Here is an 18,671-nt window from a genome sequence, read left to right as displayed (position 1 = left end):
TTTTATGTAAGATCATAACATGTTTTTCGTCTACGAGTGTAAAATATGTTATGAAGAAAATCTTAATAGCACTGATTTTCTTTGTGTATCAAGGAAGCTTTTCTCAAGATGCTCTAGTATCAGAATTACAAATTACAGGACTAAAAAGGACAAAAGAATCCTTTATTAGGAAATTAGTTAAGGTAAAACTAGGATTGGTATACGATTCTCTGAGGGTAGCGACAGATATAGAAAGACTTAAAAGACTTCCGGGTATTGCAAATGCAGAAGCAATAGTGCAAAAAAATCAAGGATCAGAGTATCAAATTATCTATACTATTGAAGAAAATTTCACCATTATTCCAGGGCTTAGTATAGCAACTGACAACAATGGGGAATTTGCATATAGGGTATCCCTTTTTGAGTTTAACTTATTCGGAAGAAATCAAATATTAGGAGGGTTTTATCAACGAGATGTGTTTGATTCTTATGGTGGATATTGGGAAGCTCCTTACCTTTTTACAAATAAATTTGGTTTTGGTATTAATTATAAGAATCTAGTTTCTCAAGAGCCTATTTTTCTTGACAATGATAATACGATAAATTATAAATTCGATACAAGAGCTTTCGAAGTTAATTTGTTATACGAATTTAACTTCCACCATAAAGCGCAGGTTGGAGTTAACATCTCTAATGAAGAATATAATTTTATAGAAGGAGATTTACCTTCAGAAATCCCTACACGCCTTTCTGCTAGTAAAATTGCTTACAGAGGAGAGTATGAGTATAACGATATTGATATTGATTATCAGTATGTATCTGGTTTGAGAAGCCTTTTGGATTTTCGATTTGTTACTGGCGGCGATGGTCTTTTAGATGATTTTTTTATCGGTAGAAACGATTTCGAATATTTTAAAAGAGTGGGTAAGTTAGGAAATTGGGCTAATCGCCTTAGGTTAGCATATGCTTCTAACGATGATACTCCATTTGCACCTTTTGCTGTAGATAATCAATTAAATATAAGAGGTGCGGGAAATACTATTGATAGAGGGACTGCGGCAATAGTTTTAAATACCGAGTATAGACACACGCTATATGAAAAAGGTTGGTTTGTAGTTCAGAGCAATGTTTTTATTGATACAGGTACCTGGAGAAATCCAGGAGGAGAACTCGTGGAGTTAATAGATGGTAGTACACTAAGATTTTACCCAGGAGCGGGCATAAGATTGATACATAAAAGAATTTTTAATGCGGTTTTTAGGTTAGATTATGGATACGGAATTGGAAATGATGCAACCAATGGTATTACCTTTGGGATTGGACAATATTTTTGATTTGCAGTGCAATAAGGTGTACCTTTGTTATAAAATTGCTTCAAATATTTAGAACTAAATGCGAAAAAGACTCACTCTTGTCTTCCTAACCTTTTGTTTTTGTTTTTTAGGAAATGCTCAGAAAAGAAATATTTCTGAAATAGTAATTCAAGGAAATAAAAAGACAAGAACAGCGGCAATTATAAAATTGAATTCTGTTAGAGAAGGGGAAGTATTAGATTCTATTAAGATAGAAGAAGATATTAAACGGTTGAAACGATTACCTAGCATTGCGCACGCATATTATCAAGTTCACGAAAAAGAGAATGGTTATCAAGTAGTTTATGGAGTAGAAGAAAACTTTACTATAATTCCGAGTGCTAATTTATACACTACTAATAATGATGAATTTGCATTTAGAGTAGGCTTATATGAGTTTAATTTATTAGGGCAGAATGTCACTTTAGGCGGGTTTTATCAAGATGATATTTATAGCTCTTTTGGATTAAATATAAGAGCTCCATATTTATTTACTAACAAGTTTGGTTTGGCATTTAATTACCAGAATCTTACTACACAGGAACCTGTTTTTCTAGATAATGGTACTGCGGATTATAAATATAATAATACGTCATATGAAGTTTTAGGATTGTATCAATTTAATTTTCGAAATAGAATAGAATTAGGTGTAAATTATTTTAATGAAGATTATACATATAGAAATGGAGCTACAGGACCTAATGTGCCACTTGATTTTGATGTAAATAAAGTACTGTTCAAATTGATTTATGAGTATAACAATTTAGATTATTATTTTCAATATGTCTCAGGATTTAGAAGTGTGGCAAACTTTCAATACGTAATTAGTACGGAAAATGTGTTACCAGATTTTTTAATTGGGTGGAATGATTTTATGTATTATCATCGAATTGGTAAAAAAGGAAATTGGGCATCTAGATTGAGAGTAGGTTTAGCAACCAATGATGATTCTCCTTTTGCACCTTTTGCTGTTGATAATAATCTAAATATTAGAGGGGTAGGAAATACAATTGATAGAGGAACTGGTGTTATTGTTTTGAACACAGAATATAGGCATACTTTATATGATAAAGATTGGTTTGTATTACAAAGTAATGTTTTTGTTGATGGAGGTAGTTGGCGAAATCCTGGCGGAGATTTTGGGGACTTCGGAGATACTCAAAATTTCAGAGTATATCCAGGAGTAGGATTGCGATTTATACATAAACGTATTTTTAATGCAATCTTTAGAATAGATTATGGATATGGAGTTACCGAAGATGCTACTAATGGATTTGTATTCGGAATAGGGCAATATTTTTAATAATCAAAAATTAGTTTTTTTGTTAAAAACAAGTTAATTAATTACCGAACGTTTGGTAAAAAACTAATTATCTATATATTTGCTATGTTATGAGACCAGTAAAAGTAGAAGATAAACAGTTGATGGAGGGCCTTAATCAGGTTTTTAGATCTAAAGGGTATGAAGGAGCTAGTCTAAACGAATTGGCAGAAGGTGCCGGTTTAAAAAAAGCAAGTTTGTATCATCGATTTCCCGATGGTAAAAAACAAATAGGTTTAGCTGTATTGTCTTATTCTTCAGATTGGTTGCAAACAAATCTTTACGAAGTACTTTTGGATAAAACTAAAGAGCCAAAAGAAAGGTTAGAATTAGTATTGCAAAAAATAGGTGAGTTATACGATCAAGGCAAAGAAACTTGCGTGTTAAGGTCACTATCTATGGAAGCTGGAATGGAGATCTTTGGAAGAAAAATAAAATCAGAAATGGAATCCTGGATTCAACATTTTTCTGATTTCGGCTTAGAGTTTGGCTTAGATAAGCAAGCATCTTCTAAGATCGCCAGAAGAGGCCTTATTAGTATACAAGGAAGTTTAGTGGTGTCTAATGCAATGTCTGATAATTCATTGTTTTTAGAGACTTTAGAAGAAATAAGAAAATATTATATACACTAACACATTTTTTTAAACAATAATCATACCGAACGTTCGGTAATAAATAAAATCATCATGAAAAAAAAGTATCCTTTACCTCCTTTTACAGAGGAGACAGCAAAACAGAAAGTACAAATGGCAGAAGATGCCTGGAACTCAAAAGACCCAATTAAAGTGTCTAAAGCATATAGCGAAGATACCGAGTGGAGAAATCGGAATCAATTTATTAATGGAAGAGAAGAAGTACAAGATTTTTTAACCGATAAATGGAAGAATGAACAGGAATATAAATTGAAAAAAGAACTGTGGGCTTTTACAGAAAATAGGATTGCTGTACGATTCGAATATGAGTATAAAAATGATCAGGAACAATGGTTTCGAGCTTATGGTAATGAGAATTGGGAATTTGATGAAAACGGACTTATGAAAAAGAGATACGCTAGTATCAATGACCTAGATATAACAGGATCTGAAAGAAAATTATAATTTAAATAAATACACAAAATGAAAATTCAAACAACAAAACATCTAGTTTTAATCCTAATATTTGCCATTACGAGTAGCATGTTAGGGTCTGATTTAAGCTTTATTAGTAATGATAATATAGTTACTGAAGCGTATAGTGTGAAATATAAAAAAATGAATGTAGATGGAGTACAAGTAGCCTATCGCGAAGCGGGTAATCCAAAAAATCCAGCAGTGGTATTATTACATGGTTTTCCTGCTTCTTCACATCAATATCGAAAGGTATTAAATCAATTATCCGACGAATTCTATTTGATAGCACCTGATTATCCTGGTTTTGGTAATAGCGACTTACCCAGTGAAACAGATTATGAATATACATTTGATAATCTGGCGAATACTATTAATACATTTTTAGAAAAGTTAGAAATAACTTCATACGCATTAATGATTCAGGATTATGGCGCTCCTATAGGATTTAGGATAGCTACAAAACATCCAGAAAGAGTAACCGCAATTATCAATCAAAATGGAAATGCTTATGAGGAAGGATTAGGGCCAGCTTGGGCTGGTATTCAGGCTCTTTGGAAAGAGAGAAATGAAAAAACAGAGAAAGCATTGTTACCTGCTTTTTCTTTAAAAGGATTAAAATGGCAATACACTCATGGAACCAGAAATTCCGAAAATATAAATCCAGATACTTGGCATTTGGATTACTTACGGTTATCTAGACCTAATGCACATAAAATTCACATAGATTTATTTTATGATTATCGAAATAATTTAAAATTATATCCCAAATGGCAAAAATACCTTAGAGATAATCAACCACCAATGTTAATTGTTTGGGGCAAGAATGATGCCTTCTTTCCAGAAAGTGGGGCAGAAGCTTTTAAAAGGGATGTGAAAAATATTGATTATAATATTTATGATACTGGACATTTTGCCTTAGAGGAAGAAAGTAAATCGATTATCAAGAAAATTAGATTTTTCCTTAAAAAAAATGGAATTAAATAATAGCTACAAAATAGAACAAGGATCTAGTTGATAAACTAGATCCTTGTTTCATTATTATTCAAATATACCTGAAATACACATATGCGTTTCTCTTGTTCGTAAACAACAACCATTTGGTAAAGGATACCCACCACAAGATTGACATTTTTGAGCGTCAACAGGATTAGGACAAGCTCCAAGATTACCTCCATTTACAGACTTTTGTTGATCTTTGCTAAGAGTTTGAGCGTTTTTACAATTTATTTATGATTTCAGAAATTGTTTGCTTTGAATGTTTAAATACTTCTTCATTCATAGTGGTTCCTTCTATTGGCAAAAAGGTTACATCAGTTATTCCAATAAGACCTAGAACTGTTTGTAAATAGGGTTGAAGAAAGTCTAAGGCTTTCATTTCAGTTGAGTTATATACTGCTCCTGCGGAGGTTATGATATAAGCTTTTACATTTTTGACTGTACCATAAAATTGACCTTGCTCATCTATCCCAAAAGTACTATTAATCCTAACGATGTGGTCAATCCAAGCTTTTAAGGCAGATGGAATACTAAAGTTATACATAGGTGTGCTTATGAGTAAAATGTTGGTTTCCTTTAACTCTTCAATGAGTTGATCAGATAATTTTGTAGCACTAATTAATTCGTCATTAAATTGTTCTTTAGAACTATAAAATCCTTCAATTGTTTTTTGATGTATATGAGGTATTGGAGTATTTATGATGTCTCTAGTTATGATTGAACCTTTTGGATTATTTTTTTGCCAACGTTGCTGAAATTGATCTGCTATTTTTCGACTATCTGAATTGTCTATTCTAGAACTGGCATCTATTCTTAGTAATTTCATAGTTTTATTTTTTAAGGTTTAAAAATTCATATACTGCGCTAAAATCTAGATCTCCATACCCATGTTGTTTTGCTTGTGCATAGATTTCCTTCGTAATTGTAAGATTAGGGACCGCTATATTTTGCTCATATGCACAAATAGTGGATAGGTGTAGATCTTTTTGTATCCACTTTAAGGGGAAATTTGTTTCATAATTAGAGTTTTCAAGTTTTGAACGGATTGCTGACATTACGGGAGGAACAACAGGTGTGCTTAGTAGTACATTGAATAATGTTTCTTTTTCTAAACCCATAGCTTCACCCATCACTAATGCTTCTGAAAAAGCAACCATAGATTGTCCTAATAATTGATTAATTAGCATTTTCATAGCAGCACCCATTCCTACTTTTCCTAAATGCAATGTCTTTTTTCCCATAATATCAAGTAAGAATTTAGTTTCAGTAACAGAAGCTGAATCGCCTCCTACCAAAAAGAGTAATTCACCGCTCTCAGCAGGAGCTTTCGTACCTGCTACTGGAGCGTCGAGATAACGAATTCTATGTTTTTTTGCGATGATATCCATCTCCTTGGTAAATGATGGATTTACCGTGCTGCAATTAATCCAAATACTATTATCCTTAAGAGAAGAAAGAAAACCTTTGCTACCAAGAGCAACTTCTTTGACAATTTCTGGAGTAGATAGCATTGTGATTAAAACATCTACGTTTTGTGCAACTTCTTTAGGGTTTTCTGCCCATGTTGCTCCATTATCCAGTAGATGGTTTGCTTTTTCTTTGGTTCGGTTGTATACAATAAGTGAATGGCCGGCTTTTTGAAGATTAGAAGCCATTCTACTTCCCATAATACCTAATCCTATAAATCCTATTTTATTCATTTGTATATGTTTTAATTCTTATACAAATGTCACAGAAAGTGAAAAAAATAAGTTTTCGAAAAAACTAAAAGCTGTGTTTTTCGATCAAAAACTTAGATCATAATGTCTTTTCGGTATTTAATTTGAAATTGCTTAGGAGAAATATTGAATTTTTTTTGAAATGTCTTAATGAAATGTGGGGTGTTTTCGTATCCAACTTGTCGTGCGATACTTGTAACAGAATCGTTAGTGTCTTTTAATAAAAAAGAAGCTTTTTCTAACCGTCTTTCGGTCAGCCACTTTTTAGGAGAAATACCAAATTTAGATTTAAAATCTCTTCTAAATGTCGAGATACTTCTTCCAGTAAGATAAGAGTAATCTTCAACGTCCAGTGGTTTGTCAAAGTTGTTATTCATAAAAGTCCGAATGTTTTTTTTAGCTCTTTTTTTTAATTGAAAAAGCTTTGACAGAAATTCACTCCCTTGTTTCGAGATACTGATCAAATGCAGTAGTTCTAGTAGTTTTGGTCTTGTGAATTGATGCTGATTTTTACCTCTGTATAGGGTAAGAAGAGTATCTGTAAAAAGTCGCAGATTTTGATCATACTCTAGTACTAAATTTGTTGAGGTATCTTCCTTTGTAAACACTTCGAAATTATTCAAAAATTCATCTGTGATTTCTTCATCAAAGAAGAAAACAATTGCTTCGAAAGAGTTATCCTTAGGGATAATATCTGATATCATATACAGTCCTCTTGGTAAAAGAATGATTTGATTTTTTTGAACTATGGTTAAATCACCTTCTGGGGTTTCTACTTGTAATCCTCCATTTAGTACTAATGTTAATGCGTGAGAAGCTAAATACCTTTCATTCTGAAGATCCGCTTGTTTTACATTTTTTAGAATTACACAAGAAAGACCGTCTATTAAAACTTTTTCTATTCTAGGATGTTGATAAAATACTTGAGGAACTACTTTCATAACAAGCGAAAATCAATAGAATGTATATAATTAAATAGCGGCTTTTTATAAAAGTAGTGATTTTCGGTCAAAAGTTTAATCAGAATCGAATTTCAGCTTACCTTTTAGGATAAATTCATCTGCAATTGCATTTTCTTTCATACGTTTAAAAATACTTGGAGAGTTATGATTAACTCCATATTTAGTTCTGTCAATTGTATGATTAAATGTAATAGTAATTCCAGAGTCATTGTGTTCTATGTTAACAGGAATACGTTCCAGGTTTGTTTTTCCTTTAATAGTCAGTTTACCTTGTAGAATAGCTTTATGATTTTCAATCTTTGTCGTTTTTTCTAGAGTAAATATAGCTTTTGAATATTTTTTAACCTCAAAAAAATCTTCGTTTTTTAAATGATTTTTGAGATCGTTATTTTCATGATCTAAACTTTTCATATCAATGGTAATATTCATAGCGGATATTACAGTATCACTTATAATCATCGCCCCTTTTTTTGCGTCAATCGTGCCTTTTAGAGAATAAGAATTAAATGCAGCTTTACCTGTCCAGAAAAATGTCGATTTTTTTGTGTCTAATTCGAAACTCTGGGCATTTATACTTTGTAATCCTAATAGTAGAAAAAATACTACAGATATAATTTTTAGTGTTCTCATTTTAATTCAGAAGTTTATTGGTTGTTTCTATTTTTTGATATCCGCATACAGTTTCCCCATCCTTGGTAATGCCTATAAAGTACCACATAGCCCATCCGCCAAAGAGAGAACTATCTGTTCGCCAGTTTTTTGTCCAAGTATATGGTTGAAACTGTTTCATCACTTCTTTTTTAGTACCAAAGTTTTTATTTAATTCTTTTAATGGATATGATTTCCTAAGATTCCAAGTGTTATTGTAGAAAAGATAAGCACCATATTCTATGATTTTAATCTCATTTTCTTTACATAGGATAGCTGTGTTATGTTTCCAATAAAATCGATTATCAATCTTAATTGCATCAATTTTTTTTGGAAAGTTATTTACTTCAATTGCCTTACGAAGTGTTTTTAACTTATCAGGTAATTCTTCATTTATGGGAGTTCCATATTGTATTTGTGCGGTCAATGAATTTAAGGTAGATGCTACTAATAGTACAATTATTATTCTCATAGCGTTATTATTTAGTTTTTTCTGCAATCCAAACTGCTAAAAAGCCTCTATCCACAGCATGAGTAGAACCGTATAATTTTCCGTTTTTATAGTAAAAGCTTGTGTTATAACTTCCGCTATTGTCACCAGATATCAGAGAAACATAAACAACATCTAATTGGGTATTAATTCTTCCTTCTTGTATTTTAACTCCTTCTCGATAAAATGTACCGTGTACAGTTTTGGAGTTGATTTTATCAATACGCATTATAGCAAAATTAGAGTCTGTTTTATCCTGAGGACTCATGTCTAATTTCCATTCACCTATTAATAGTTGTAAGTCCGTATTATTTTCTTGAGAAAAGGTGGAGAAAGAAATGATGAAAAGAAAGAGTATGCTTACTTTTTTTAAAATTGCGAAATGTTTCATTTTTTCTGATTTTAGGATTTGTATGAGACAAATATTGACCAAATGCAGAAAAAAATCGTTTCAATTTGCTAAATGAGACGGATTTTAGATAAAAACAAGGTTTCAATTAAAAAATTGAAACTTTTAAAACTTTGTTTTTAGAGCGCTAGGAGGTTTTCCTGTAATTTTTTTAACGGTTCTGTTAAATGAAGCTTTAGAATTAAAACCAGCATCATAGGCTAAAGCCAGCAGTGTAAGATTATCATTTTTAGGATTATCAAGTAATCTCTTTACTTCTTTAAAACGAAGTTCGTTTATATAATCAGTAAACTTTTTTTGGTAGATTGTATTTAAACATCTAGTGACTAAATACGGTTTTACAGAAAGTTGCTTTGACAATGAAGCTAGGGTAAGCTCTGGATTTTTGAAAAGCTGTTCCTCCTTCATTTTAATTTCTAAGGTTTTACGAATGTTTTGTAGCTGCTCTTTCTCTTTGTCAGAAATGATTGTAATTTGTTTGAACGCACTTTCTTTTCTTCGAGCAAAACCCTCTAAACCTAACCAATAGGTAATAATTGCCATGCCTATAAATACGGGGTGTCCGTAGAAAAAATTACTTGCAAAATTGAAGAAGAAAAAATCGATTAATATCCCAACCACATAAATGATAGAAAATATTTTCATTACTAAAACAACTCTTTTTATCCAGTCGAGTTTTTCTTCAAGAATTTTATATCCTTCTACTTGTATTGTATTACTAAGTATTTTTTCAGCTTTAATACTATAAAAAACAATTAGTGCTCCAGAAACAATAAACATAGTAGGGTAATGCATCCATACTACATATCCCCAATACCCTAACCAAGAGAGGCTCTCCCGAGTGCCATCCCAGTAAAAGTTTTGCGCTTTTATAAAAAAGCTCCAAGTAAATTCTATTAGTACAGGAAGGAAGTGAATCCAATCTTTTCTTAAAAATTTGAACTTAGGATTAACGTAACTTTTTATAAAAAAATATATAAGCGTTCCATATATCCAATTGTATTCTAATAGTATATGATACCAAAAATCATATCGTCCTAGCCCAAAAATATTTAAGGTCTCTACAATTAGGCGATAAGAGAAAAAGAATAATATAGTGGCAAGAAATCGATTAGCCAAGTAGTGTATTCCATGTTTTTGCCATAAAATAATACCAAAAATGATTCCTTGTATGGCACCAATACATAATAATATAACCAAAAGTATCTCTAACGTTTCCACTGGATTAAAGATAAAGAAGAAGATTTAAGAAACAACTTTTTCCTTATAATATCGATACAAATCTTCTGATGAAGCTCCTAGCCATCTTCTCATATGAATATTTAGAAAGTGATATTGTAATCGCCAAACACCTACTTCTCTATAGCGTCTTGCAGAAGTAATAACATATTTAGGGATGATAACAAATTTATCAATAGCAAAAAGGCGGTCTACTAAATCGTTATCTTCATAAACGATATAAGCTTCATCATATCCATCTATTTCTTTAAATAATGAAGCTGTAATGAATTGACTTTGATCTCCTCCACGACAACGCTTACTTTCGAATTGAGTGAGCCAACCTAAGAATCGAAGCCACCAATGTTCAGAGTCAAATTTCATTCTAAAACAACCGGCTTCATTGCCTCCATGAATTTGTTGGATAATATCCTTATCATAGCCATCAGGAGGAAAAGAATCTGCGTGTAGGAAATAAAGTATTTCACCAGAAGCTGCTGCAGCTCCTGTATTCATTTGTTTAGCACGACCTTTCTCTGAAGATACTAATTTAATAGATGTTTTTTGTGTATTTGCGAAATCTGTAACAGTTTTTCGAGATTCATCCACACTTCCTCCGTCAACTACTATGATCTCTTTAATGAAATTTGGGGAGGAAGAAGTTTGTATCAAATGGGAAAGCAGCTTACAAATTGTAGCTGCTTCATTAAGAATAGGAATTATGATAGATATTTTCAAAAGGGAACTATTATTTAAAATATAAAATTACTCATTTAAACTCCAATCGTATTTCTTGTATCCTTTCTTTTTTTGTTTGTCAATCTTAACTTCTGAATATTTGTTGATAAACGCTTTCGCATCTTCACCATCAACTTTAAAATCTTTTTTGAACCAGCTGAAGATTTTAGATACTTCTACTACTTCTTCGGTAATCGTGTTTCTTTTAGGGTCATTAATGAAATTCTTGGTTAATGTTTCCAGCGCATTATCCACATTTCCAGCAGTAAAAGCTCTATTCCATACAATAGGACAAGAGTAAGAAGCACAATTAATAGCAAAGTGGATTCTAGGATCTCCTAGTTTTCTAAGAATCTTGTGTTCTAATTCGTTTAAACTATGTAATACTCCATTAATTTTAAAAAACTGTCTTCCCCATGGATCTTTAATGTCTTTTATACTTTTTAGAGGGTAGTTATCTATAATTAATTTTATAGTATACGCATTGTATGCATTAATCCAATACGCTAGTTTTTCTTCTTTACTCCAAGAAGATGTTGGTGGATTATCAGAGAGATAAGTGAAATATTGATAAAGTTGGGAGCTATCTCTCATAAAACCTTTATAATCAACTTTACCGTCTTCAGAAACATTAATTAGTAAAATTTGATCCCAAATAGCGTGATCAAGTTTTTGTTGCGCTTTTGTTTGAAAAGAGAAAAATGTAATTAATATGAATACAAATATTTTTGGGGTTCTCATTTTTATAATCTTTTAAATATATCCAGATGTAAGTGTTTTTACAAATGGTTAAGTAGGTTCAACTTCTGTTTGTTTTTTGTTTTCCAAATAACCAATACTATATTAAATATTCGTTAAATACTTGATCTTAGTCCAAAGTTTATGCCACTCCTTACAAAGATAGTTATTGCTATTTTTTTTACGTTGCAGGTTAGTTGCTGATTCCGTATTATTGTAATCGAACTATTTTTATATGATTAGTACAGGTTTTAAACTTCCTTGTGGGGTTACATTGAGCAATAGATTAGTAAAATCTGCAATGACAGAGCGGATTAGTAATAGCAAGTTTGAACCCACAAAAGGTCATGAGCGGTTATATAGAGATTGGTCCAAAACTGGAGCGGGTTTATTAATAACAGGTAATGTGGTTATAGACCGAAAACATCTAGAATCTGCAGGAAATGTATGTTTTGATGATGAAAAAATGCTTCCCAAATTAAGATCCTGGGCACAAGAAGGTAAAAAGAATGGGAATCATATATGGGTGCAGATTTCTCATTCAGGAAGACAAACAAATAGGTTTGGCACGAATAGTCCTTTAGCACCTTCTGAAGTGCAATTGAAAAAGTTAGGGCTTTTTGGGAAACCTAAAGCTATGACTAAAAAAGACATTCAGGATGTAATTGAGCGTTTTGTGAATGCCGCTAGAATTGCCAAAGAAGCTGGTTTTACAGGAGTTCAGATCCATTCTGCTCATGGGTATTTATTAAGCCAGTTTTTATCACCTCACACTAATGTTAGGTCTGACAGTTGGGGAGGTGGTATCGAGAATCGAAGTCGCTTATTGCTTACTATTATTAGAGAGGTTCGAAACGTAGTTGGGGTTGATTTTCCAATTTCTGTAAAATTAAATTCTGCTGATTTTCAAAGAGGTGGATTTACAGAAGAAGAGTCGTTGGAAGTAATAAAAATGTTAGACGAAGAAAAAATTGATTTACTTGAAATATCGGGAGGAACTTATGAGAAGCTAGCATTTTTTACCATGAATGAAGAAGACTCGGAACTTAAGAAAAGTACTAAACAAAGAGAGGCTTATTTTATTGATTTTGCTAAGAAGATTAGGGCTATTAGTAAATTACCCTTAATGATTACAGGAGGTTTTAGATCGTATGATTTTTGTAATGAAGTTTTGATCAATGGAGAGGTAGATCTAGTTGGTATGGCGAGGCCATTTATAACAAATAGAGAAGATATTCCAAAATTCCTAAAAGGTGAATTACCGGATCTTAAGAACCTAGTTCTAAGGACTGGTTTAAAACAATTTGAGGATGCAGCAGAAGGTGGTTTTTATGCCAGACAGATTATAAGATTTTCTAAAGGCAAAGGTTTGAAAACTACTATGAACCCTTTATGGTGCTCAATGTTTTTGATTTTATATGAATTCAAAAAAGCAATGATAAAAAAGTTGTTTTAAAAGAAATATCCCTAAAACCATTGTTTTAGGGATATAATTTATGATTTTATTGTATTAGCAACATCCACCACCATCGTAGTGATATGTGGATTCACTAATATAAATATCATTTCTTCCTAAATCAGCAAGCGCGCCAGCAGTTTTGTCGCAAATTGCGATTGGTTGATTTTTTAGTAGAACATGTCCTTTTTTATCATCAAAATAATCTTCATCACCATAATAAATAGCTGCTTTCCCTGTAAAGATACAAGGCCCATCTTCTGGCATTGGATCTTTGATTGCAGCTACTTCTATAGATTCTATATAGATTAGTTCTTCCGTTTCATAATTTTTAGGATCTAGAATACGATATGGTTTACGAGCTCTAATTTCTATAGTTCCAAAACCAACATCGGTCAATGCTTTTACATATTCTGCAATTGGTAGACTACCACTAAGACATAGCGCTCTTAATCGTTCATCATTTCTAAGCGTATCATTCATTGGTTGTTCACAGGTAGGGTCACTCATTACTAATCTACCATGAGGTTTTAATACCCGATACATCTCCTCAATTGCTTTTTTTAGATCTTCTGCCTTAAAAATATTGAATAAACAATTTTGGGCAGCTACATCAATACTATTATCTTCTACCGGAAGATTTAGTGCATCACCAAATCTTAGATCTACAAAATCACTATTAAACCATTCATTTTGTTCTTCAGCCTCTTTAAAGTTTTTATGAGAAGCATCTAACATTTCTTGAACTACATCAATACCGATTACACCACTTTTTTGGCGTGAGAAATATGAGAATTGTAATAATTCCATTCCTCCTCCAACACCGACATATAAAACTTTTGGATTATTAGTTAAATCACGAGCATTTACAGTACTTCCGCAACCATAATTCATTTCCTGCATGATTTTTGGAATTTTTAATCCAGGTAATTCCCAAATAGGATTTGTAGTACAACATAATCCTATATCCGGAGTCAATGCTGCTTCTTTATATACATCGTGTGTGGTTTCTAAATAACTCATATTCTTTTTTCTTTTTAAAGTGGGGTTTTTTATAATGACTTTATTAATTCTTTAAATAAAAGAATCATTTCTGGTTCAGCTTTTCCAGCCATCGCAATAATCTCATCGATATCAACTGGTTTTAGATTATCAGGATCACATTCATCAGTAAGAACAGATACAGCTGCAACATTCATTTCTAAATGATTAGCTACAATTACTTCTGGAACAGTACTCATACCAACAGCATCCGCACCAATTATTTTTAAATAACGATATTCTGCACGAGTTTCTAGCTGTGGGCCAACTACAGATGCATATACACCTTTATGTAAGTTGATGTTATTCTCTTTTGCTATTACTTCCAGTTTATTACTGATCTTTTGATCATAAGGAGCACTCATATCTGTAAAACGTGTTCCTAATTGCTCAACACCTTTAAATGCTAACGGGGAACCTCCCTGAAGGTTTATGTGGTCTTCTATAAGCATTAATTCTCCTTTTTTGAAGTTTAAATTAATGGCCCCAGAGGCATTAGAAACAAGAAGTGTTTTGATTCCTAATTCATTCATAATTCGCACTGGATATGTCACATCTTGTAGCGAGTATCCTTCATATAAATGAAAACGACCTTGCATCACTACTACATTTTTACCTTCTAGTTTTCCATAAATTAGTTTTCCTTTATGAAATTCTACTGTAGCTGTTGGGAAATTAGGGATGTGATTGTAGCTTACTTCTTTGAGAATCTCTATTTGTTCTAATAACTGCCCTAGACCTGTTCCTAATATGATACCTATTTCAGGATTTTCAAACCCTTTTTGTTGTAAGTATTCAGTTGTTTCTTTAATGTATTTAATCATTTTGCTAAGCTTAATAAATGTTGAAAAACGGAGATGTCTTTGATATCTTCATAATAATCTACATCATTACGTTCTTCTAATAATTTGACGTTAGTTTGTTGTATATCGTTTAATGTATTTTGTAATACTGTATTTGTCCCCCAGGATTTATTTTGAAAAACTTTTGAATTCAAAGATTTCATTCCGAATAAATAATAACCTCCATCTTCTGCGGGACCTATTACATACTCATTATTTTTTAGAGCTTCGAAAGCATTTTCTATATCATGCTGACTTAGATCGTACATATCACTGCCTATTATGATTATGTTTGTATATCCCGATTCAAAACCGTTTTGGAAAGCGTTGTACATTCTAATTCCAAGATCTTTTCCTTCTTGTTGTTTTTTATTATATATGGTTGGATCCCAAATATCGTTTTGGCCAATTCTTGTGGAATAATGTACTTCTTTTGTAACCGAAAGATTTTTGGTAATAGTTACGGTATGATCTAATAATAGCTCATAAACCTCTAGAGCGGCTTGATTTCCTATAGTAGCAGCTAAGCGAGTTTTGCACTTACCTAATTCTGGATTTCGAGTAAAGATCATTAATAGGTTCTTTTCCATCACTTTTTATATACTTTTTTTCCTTTATGTAACCATTTCCCCCATTGTCTGGAAAATGCATGTATTTGGTTTGTTTCTTCTCCTTTAGCATTAATTACTTTATGATCCTTATTTTTCCATTCAAAGATCCCTCCATATAAATTATATATATTATTGTAACCTGCTTCTTTTAGTTTTTCTGAGATATCTTCTGATCGTATTCCTAAGCTGCAGTAAACAACAATTTTAGATTTTTTAGGAATGTTTTGATCTGATAAGAAATCCATGTTAAATTGATCATACCCTACATGTATAGCTCCTTTTAGATGACTTGTTTCGTATTCAATAATTTCCCTTGCATCTAATAAAATAACTTTGTCTTTTATGGTACTTAATTCTTTTACTGAGATGTATGGAATACTTTCATTATTATATTGGTCAAGTAATTCTTTAAGCGAATTCTGACTAAAAACCAAAAATGGTGATATAATAAAAGTTAGTACTACAATTATTGTTTTCATATAACATATGTTACCTGCCGTAACATTACATTGTATTATTAAATATGGACTTGTTTTCTAAAAGTTATTGACAACTTTTTTATGAAGAGAAGGCTAGAGTAATAATTAATTAAACGTAAGCCCTGAAAGAAGGTGATCCTTTATTGTAAAAAGAGGAGAGTAGATAAATGTCTTTTAGTTGTTTACTCCGATCGAATATCTCTTTTTTTGTATTTACAATCTGAGATATTATAGTTGTAAGAATTCTAGAGAACTTAGTACTTAGCTTAGCTATAATTTTTAGATCTTCAAGTGAATCAATATCATGTAAAACTTCGAGTCTAGTCACTTCAATTTTTGAAGTATTTATCATAATTGATAAACTCTTAGCTAGTTTTTTTGATTGCCATGGAAGTTCTAAAAAAGTACTTAGATTGAATTGAGATTTATGCAATCCCATTAGATAAAATCCTCCATCGGAAGATGGACCTAAAACAAATTTTTTATTTTCAAGTTGTTTAGCACTATCTAATAAATGGTTTTTATTAAGGTGAGGAGTGTCGTTTCCTATTGTAATTACATTTTCATATCCAAGTGCATAAGTGTCTTGAATTGCATTCACAAAACGTTCTCCGAAATTACTGCCATTTTGATTTTTTTCTGTAAATATAAAAAAAGGAAGTCCTGAGCTTTCTACTACCCTTAGTGTTTTTTTAGTAAGTTCAGCAAATAGTTTTTCACCACCAATAATAGGTTTGTTTAGAAGCTCTTCTTTAGAAGAGTTTGCAAAAACTAATATGGCAGTTTTTTTATTCATATTTATGCTACAGTCCCTTGACAACTACTTCCAGCTCCGGCAGTACAGCCATAACAGTGTTGTGAGATAATAATATTTCTATTTTGGAGTAATTCTTCATTATACTCGCTAATATGCTTTACTTTACTAGCTACTTTAAGATCTAGCATTTGGTTAAAATCACAATCATATAACCAACCATCCCAACTAATAGAAATAGTATTGGTACACATTACATTTGCTACGGCCGACGGATTATAAGCTTCTACTAATGCGTACATATAATCTTCATAATTTTCAGAAGCAATTAAATAATCCAGAAATCTACTGATCGGTAAATTAGTAATTGCAAACAAATTATGAAAGTGAATTCCAAAATCTTCTATAAGAGCTTTTTTAAATTCTTTTTCCATAGATGCTTGATCACCTGGTAAAAAGGCACCAGAAGGATTATAAACTAGATCTAATCTAAGACCACTGTCTGGCATCCCATATCCTCGTTCGTTAAGTTCTTGCAGTGCTTTTATGGATTTATCAAAAACTCCATCTCCACGTTGTTTGTCAGTTTTTCCTCTGGTCCAATGCGGCATGGAAGAAACGACATGCACATTATGTTTTTTAAAGAAATCGGGGAGGTCATAGTATTTTTTATTCGCTCTAATGATAGTTAAATTACTACGTACGATAAAATCCTTAATTCCTGCTTTACTTGCTTCCTCGACAAACCATCTAAAATTAGGATTCATTTCGGGCGCTCCACCTGTGAGATCTAATGTGTGTGCCCCCGTTTTTCTTATGACTTCTAAGCATTGTAGCATAGTTTCTTTGGTCATAATTTCTTTACGATCAGGTCCCGCATCCACATGACAATGTTCACAGACTTGATTGCACATATATCCTACATTGATCTGTAGAATTTCTAATTTATTGGGACGCAGTGAATTATGTCCAATTTCTGCAATTTTATCTGCAAACTTAGGTAATTCTCCATTAGCAAAAATTCCATTATTTAGAATTTCTAATTGTCTGTGAGAGTCTGCTAGTTCGTTATTTCTATTTTTGAGTGACTTAGTAGCCATATATTATTTTTATCATTGATAATACCGCGTTATAAGATTACCATATTTATAGTAAACATTTTACATCGATAGTTTTTCATATTTATTCATCATTTGTACGCCGTGTACCAAAGTTGCACCACTTTCTATGGCGGCTCCGGTATGGACTGCTTCCATCATTTCTTCTTTGGTTATACCTTTTTGAAGTCCATCCTTAGTGTAAGCATCAATGCAATAAGGACATTTTACCACGTGCGAAACAGCAAGTGCTATTAAAGATTTCTCTCTAGCGGATAGTGCACCTTCTTCAAAAACTTTTCCGTAATAATCAAAGAATTTTGTTCCTAGCTCTTCACTCCATTCAGTTATTTTTCCAAATTTTCTAAGATCCGCAGGATCATAATATGTTTTAGACATATGTTGTCGTTTTTAAGTTACAAGCATTTACTATTAGTCGTGCAATAAGAATCAAAACTTACAATAAATCTCAAATTATTTAATAAAGACTAAAGTCAACATTATGAAGATAAAATAAAAGTTAATGTTAAATAATTAAGTGTTTTTGTTATAAAATATTTACAGTCAGCTTATAAAAACAAATTGTTTTAAAAACCAATAATGTTTTAATCTGTTTTCATTTTTAGAGGTTTTTGACTTTACTTGTTAAGATATTAAGGTGCTGTTTTGTTTTATAAAAAGTATACTATTGTTAATAGAAACTATAAAGTGGT

22 protein-coding genes are annotated in these 18,671 nt (G+C 31.8%); 6 read left to right on the top strand and 16 right to left on the bottom strand.

The annotated features are described in order from the left end of the window. The first annotated feature begins 50 nt into the window (after positions 1-50). From D1815_RS14405 to D1815_RS14385, 5 genes are all read left to right on the top strand, one after another. A complete protein-coding gene (locus D1815_RS14405; RefSeq protein WP_118387803.1) occupies positions 51-1,313 on the top strand; it encodes a POTRA domain-containing protein in 1,263 nt (420 codons plus the stop codon). A 58-nt stretch (positions 1,314-1,371) separates the two neighbouring features. Continuing rightward, entirely contained in the window at positions 1,372-2,634 is a 1,263-nt protein-coding gene (locus tag D1815_RS14400) for a POTRA domain-containing protein (protein ID WP_118387801.1), read from the top strand. Between the two features lie 89 nt (positions 2,635-2,723). After that, positions 2,724-3,284, top strand: a complete 561-nt coding sequence (locus tag D1815_RS14395; protein WP_118387799.1) for a TetR/AcrR family transcriptional regulator — start codon at positions 2,724-2,726, stop codon at positions 3,282-3,284. A 54-nt stretch (positions 3,285-3,338) separates the two neighbouring features. Continuing rightward, positions 3,339-3,749, top strand: coding sequence for a nuclear transport factor 2 family protein (locus tag D1815_RS14390; protein WP_199726716.1), 411 nt, complete (start codon positions 3,339-3,341; stop codon positions 3,747-3,749). 18 nt (positions 3,750-3,767) lie between these two features. After that, a complete protein-coding gene (locus tag D1815_RS14385; RefSeq protein WP_118387795.1) occupies positions 3,768-4,745 on the top strand; it encodes an alpha/beta fold hydrolase in 978 nt (325 codons plus the stop codon). A gap of 232 nt (positions 4,746-4,977) precedes the next feature. Here the strand turns inward: D1815_RS14385 and D1815_RS14380 are convergent, their stop codons facing one another. From D1815_RS14380 to D1815_RS14340, 9 genes are all read right to left on the bottom strand, one after another. Then, a complete protein-coding gene (locus D1815_RS14380; RefSeq protein WP_118387793.1) occupies positions 4,978-5,583 on the bottom strand; it encodes an FMN-dependent NADH-azoreductase in 606 nt (201 codons plus the stop codon). Positions 5,584-5,587: 4 nt separating this feature from the next. Continuing rightward, positions 5,588-6,457 carry an NAD(P)-dependent oxidoreductase gene (locus tag D1815_RS14375; RefSeq protein WP_118387791.1) on the bottom strand — a complete coding sequence of 290 codons (870 nt, stop codon included), beginning with the start codon at positions 6,455-6,457 and terminating at the stop codon, positions 5,588-5,590. Positions 6,458-6,549: 92 nt separating this feature from the next. Further along, on the bottom strand, positions 6,550-7,416 hold the full coding sequence (locus D1815_RS14370; protein WP_118387789.1) for a helix-turn-helix transcriptional regulator: 867 nt from the start codon (positions 7,414-7,416) through the stop codon (positions 6,550-6,552). A 75-nt stretch (positions 7,417-7,491) separates the two neighbouring features. Next, entirely contained in the window at positions 7,492-8,067 is a 576-nt protein-coding gene (locus tag D1815_RS14365) for a YceI family protein (protein ID WP_027394937.1), read from the bottom strand. A 1-nt stretch (position 8,068) separates the two neighbouring features. Next, on the bottom strand, positions 8,069-8,557 hold the full coding sequence (locus tag D1815_RS14360) for a hypothetical protein (RefSeq protein ID WP_118387787.1): 489 nt from the start codon (positions 8,555-8,557) through the stop codon (positions 8,069-8,071). Between the two features lie 7 nt (positions 8,558-8,564). After that, positions 8,565-8,966: a hypothetical protein gene (locus tag D1815_RS14355; RefSeq protein WP_118387785.1), complete on the bottom strand. Its 402-nt coding sequence runs from the start codon at positions 8,964-8,966 to the stop codon at positions 8,565-8,567. A gap of 123 nt (positions 8,967-9,089) precedes the next feature. Then, positions 9,090-10,205, bottom strand: a complete 1,116-nt coding sequence (locus D1815_RS14350) for an AraC family transcriptional regulator (protein ID WP_118387783.1) — start codon at positions 10,203-10,205, stop codon at positions 9,090-9,092. Between the two features lie 24 nt (positions 10,206-10,229). After that, complete coding sequence (locus tag D1815_RS14345) at positions 10,230-10,940, bottom strand: TIGR04283 family arsenosugar biosynthesis glycosyltransferase (protein ID WP_118387781.1); 711 nt, start codon at positions 10,938-10,940, stop codon at positions 10,230-10,232. A 27-nt stretch (positions 10,941-10,967) separates the two neighbouring features. Beyond that, positions 10,968-11,681 carry a DUF547 domain-containing protein gene (locus D1815_RS14340; RefSeq protein WP_035086196.1) on the bottom strand — a complete coding sequence of 238 codons (714 nt, stop codon included), beginning with the start codon at positions 11,679-11,681 and terminating at the stop codon, positions 10,968-10,970. Positions 11,682-11,913: 232 nt separating this feature from the next. On the opposite strand from D1815_RS14340, the gene D1815_RS14335 reads away from it, so the two are divergent. Next, positions 11,914-13,134, top strand: coding sequence for an NADH:flavin oxidoreductase/NADH oxidase family protein (locus D1815_RS14335; protein ID WP_118387779.1), 1,221 nt, complete (start codon positions 11,914-11,916; stop codon positions 13,132-13,134). Positions 13,135-13,188: 54 nt separating this feature from the next. Here the strand turns inward: D1815_RS14335 and arsM are convergent, their stop codons facing one another. The 7 genes from arsM to D1815_RS14300 form a co-directional block, all read right to left on the bottom strand. Further along, on the bottom strand, positions 13,189-14,157 hold the full coding sequence (gene arsM, locus D1815_RS14330; protein WP_027394943.1) for an arsenosugar biosynthesis arsenite methyltransferase ArsM: 969 nt from the start codon (positions 14,155-14,157) through the stop codon (positions 13,189-13,191). 29 nt (positions 14,158-14,186) lie between these two features. Beyond that, a complete protein-coding gene (locus D1815_RS14325) occupies positions 14,187-14,999 on the bottom strand; it encodes a purine-nucleoside phosphorylase (protein WP_118387777.1) in 813 nt (270 codons plus the stop codon). After that, positions 14,996-15,607, bottom strand: a complete 612-nt coding sequence (locus D1815_RS14320; RefSeq protein ID WP_027394945.1) for a TIGR04282 family arsenosugar biosynthesis glycosyltransferase — start codon at positions 15,605-15,607, stop codon at positions 14,996-14,998. The genes D1815_RS14325 and D1815_RS14320 overlap by 4 nt, the downstream gene beginning before the upstream one ends. Then, positions 15,607-16,107, bottom strand: a complete 501-nt coding sequence (locus tag D1815_RS14315) for a rhodanese-like domain-containing protein (RefSeq protein WP_027394946.1) — start codon at positions 16,105-16,107, stop codon at positions 15,607-15,609. Before D1815_RS14315 ends, D1815_RS14320 begins: the two co-directional genes overlap by 1 nt. A 109-nt stretch (positions 16,108-16,216) precedes the next feature. After that, positions 16,217-16,903, bottom strand: a complete 687-nt coding sequence (locus tag D1815_RS14310) for a DUF2064 domain-containing protein (RefSeq protein WP_027394947.1) — start codon at positions 16,901-16,903, stop codon at positions 16,217-16,219. 2 nt (positions 16,904-16,905) lie between these two features. After that, positions 16,906-17,961: an arsenosugar biosynthesis radical SAM (seleno)protein ArsS gene (gene arsS, locus D1815_RS14305; protein WP_118387775.1), complete on the bottom strand. Its 1,056-nt coding sequence runs from the start codon at positions 17,959-17,961 to the stop codon at positions 16,906-16,908. Between the two features lie 60 nt (positions 17,962-18,021). Beyond that, positions 18,022-18,357: an arsenosugar biosynthesis-associated peroxidase-like protein gene (locus D1815_RS14300; RefSeq protein ID WP_027394949.1), complete on the bottom strand. Its 336-nt coding sequence runs from the start codon at positions 18,355-18,357 to the stop codon at positions 18,022-18,024. Positions 18,358-18,671: the final 314 nt, after the last annotated feature.

Source organism: Aquimarina sp. AD1, from assembly GCF_003443695.1.
Classification (GTDB): Bacteria; Bacteroidota; Bacteroidia; order Flavobacteriales; family Flavobacteriaceae; genus Aquimarina; species Aquimarina latercula.
The sequence above is the reverse complement of the archived record's forward strand: the minus strand, read 5'-3'. Positions and strand labels throughout refer to the sequence as shown.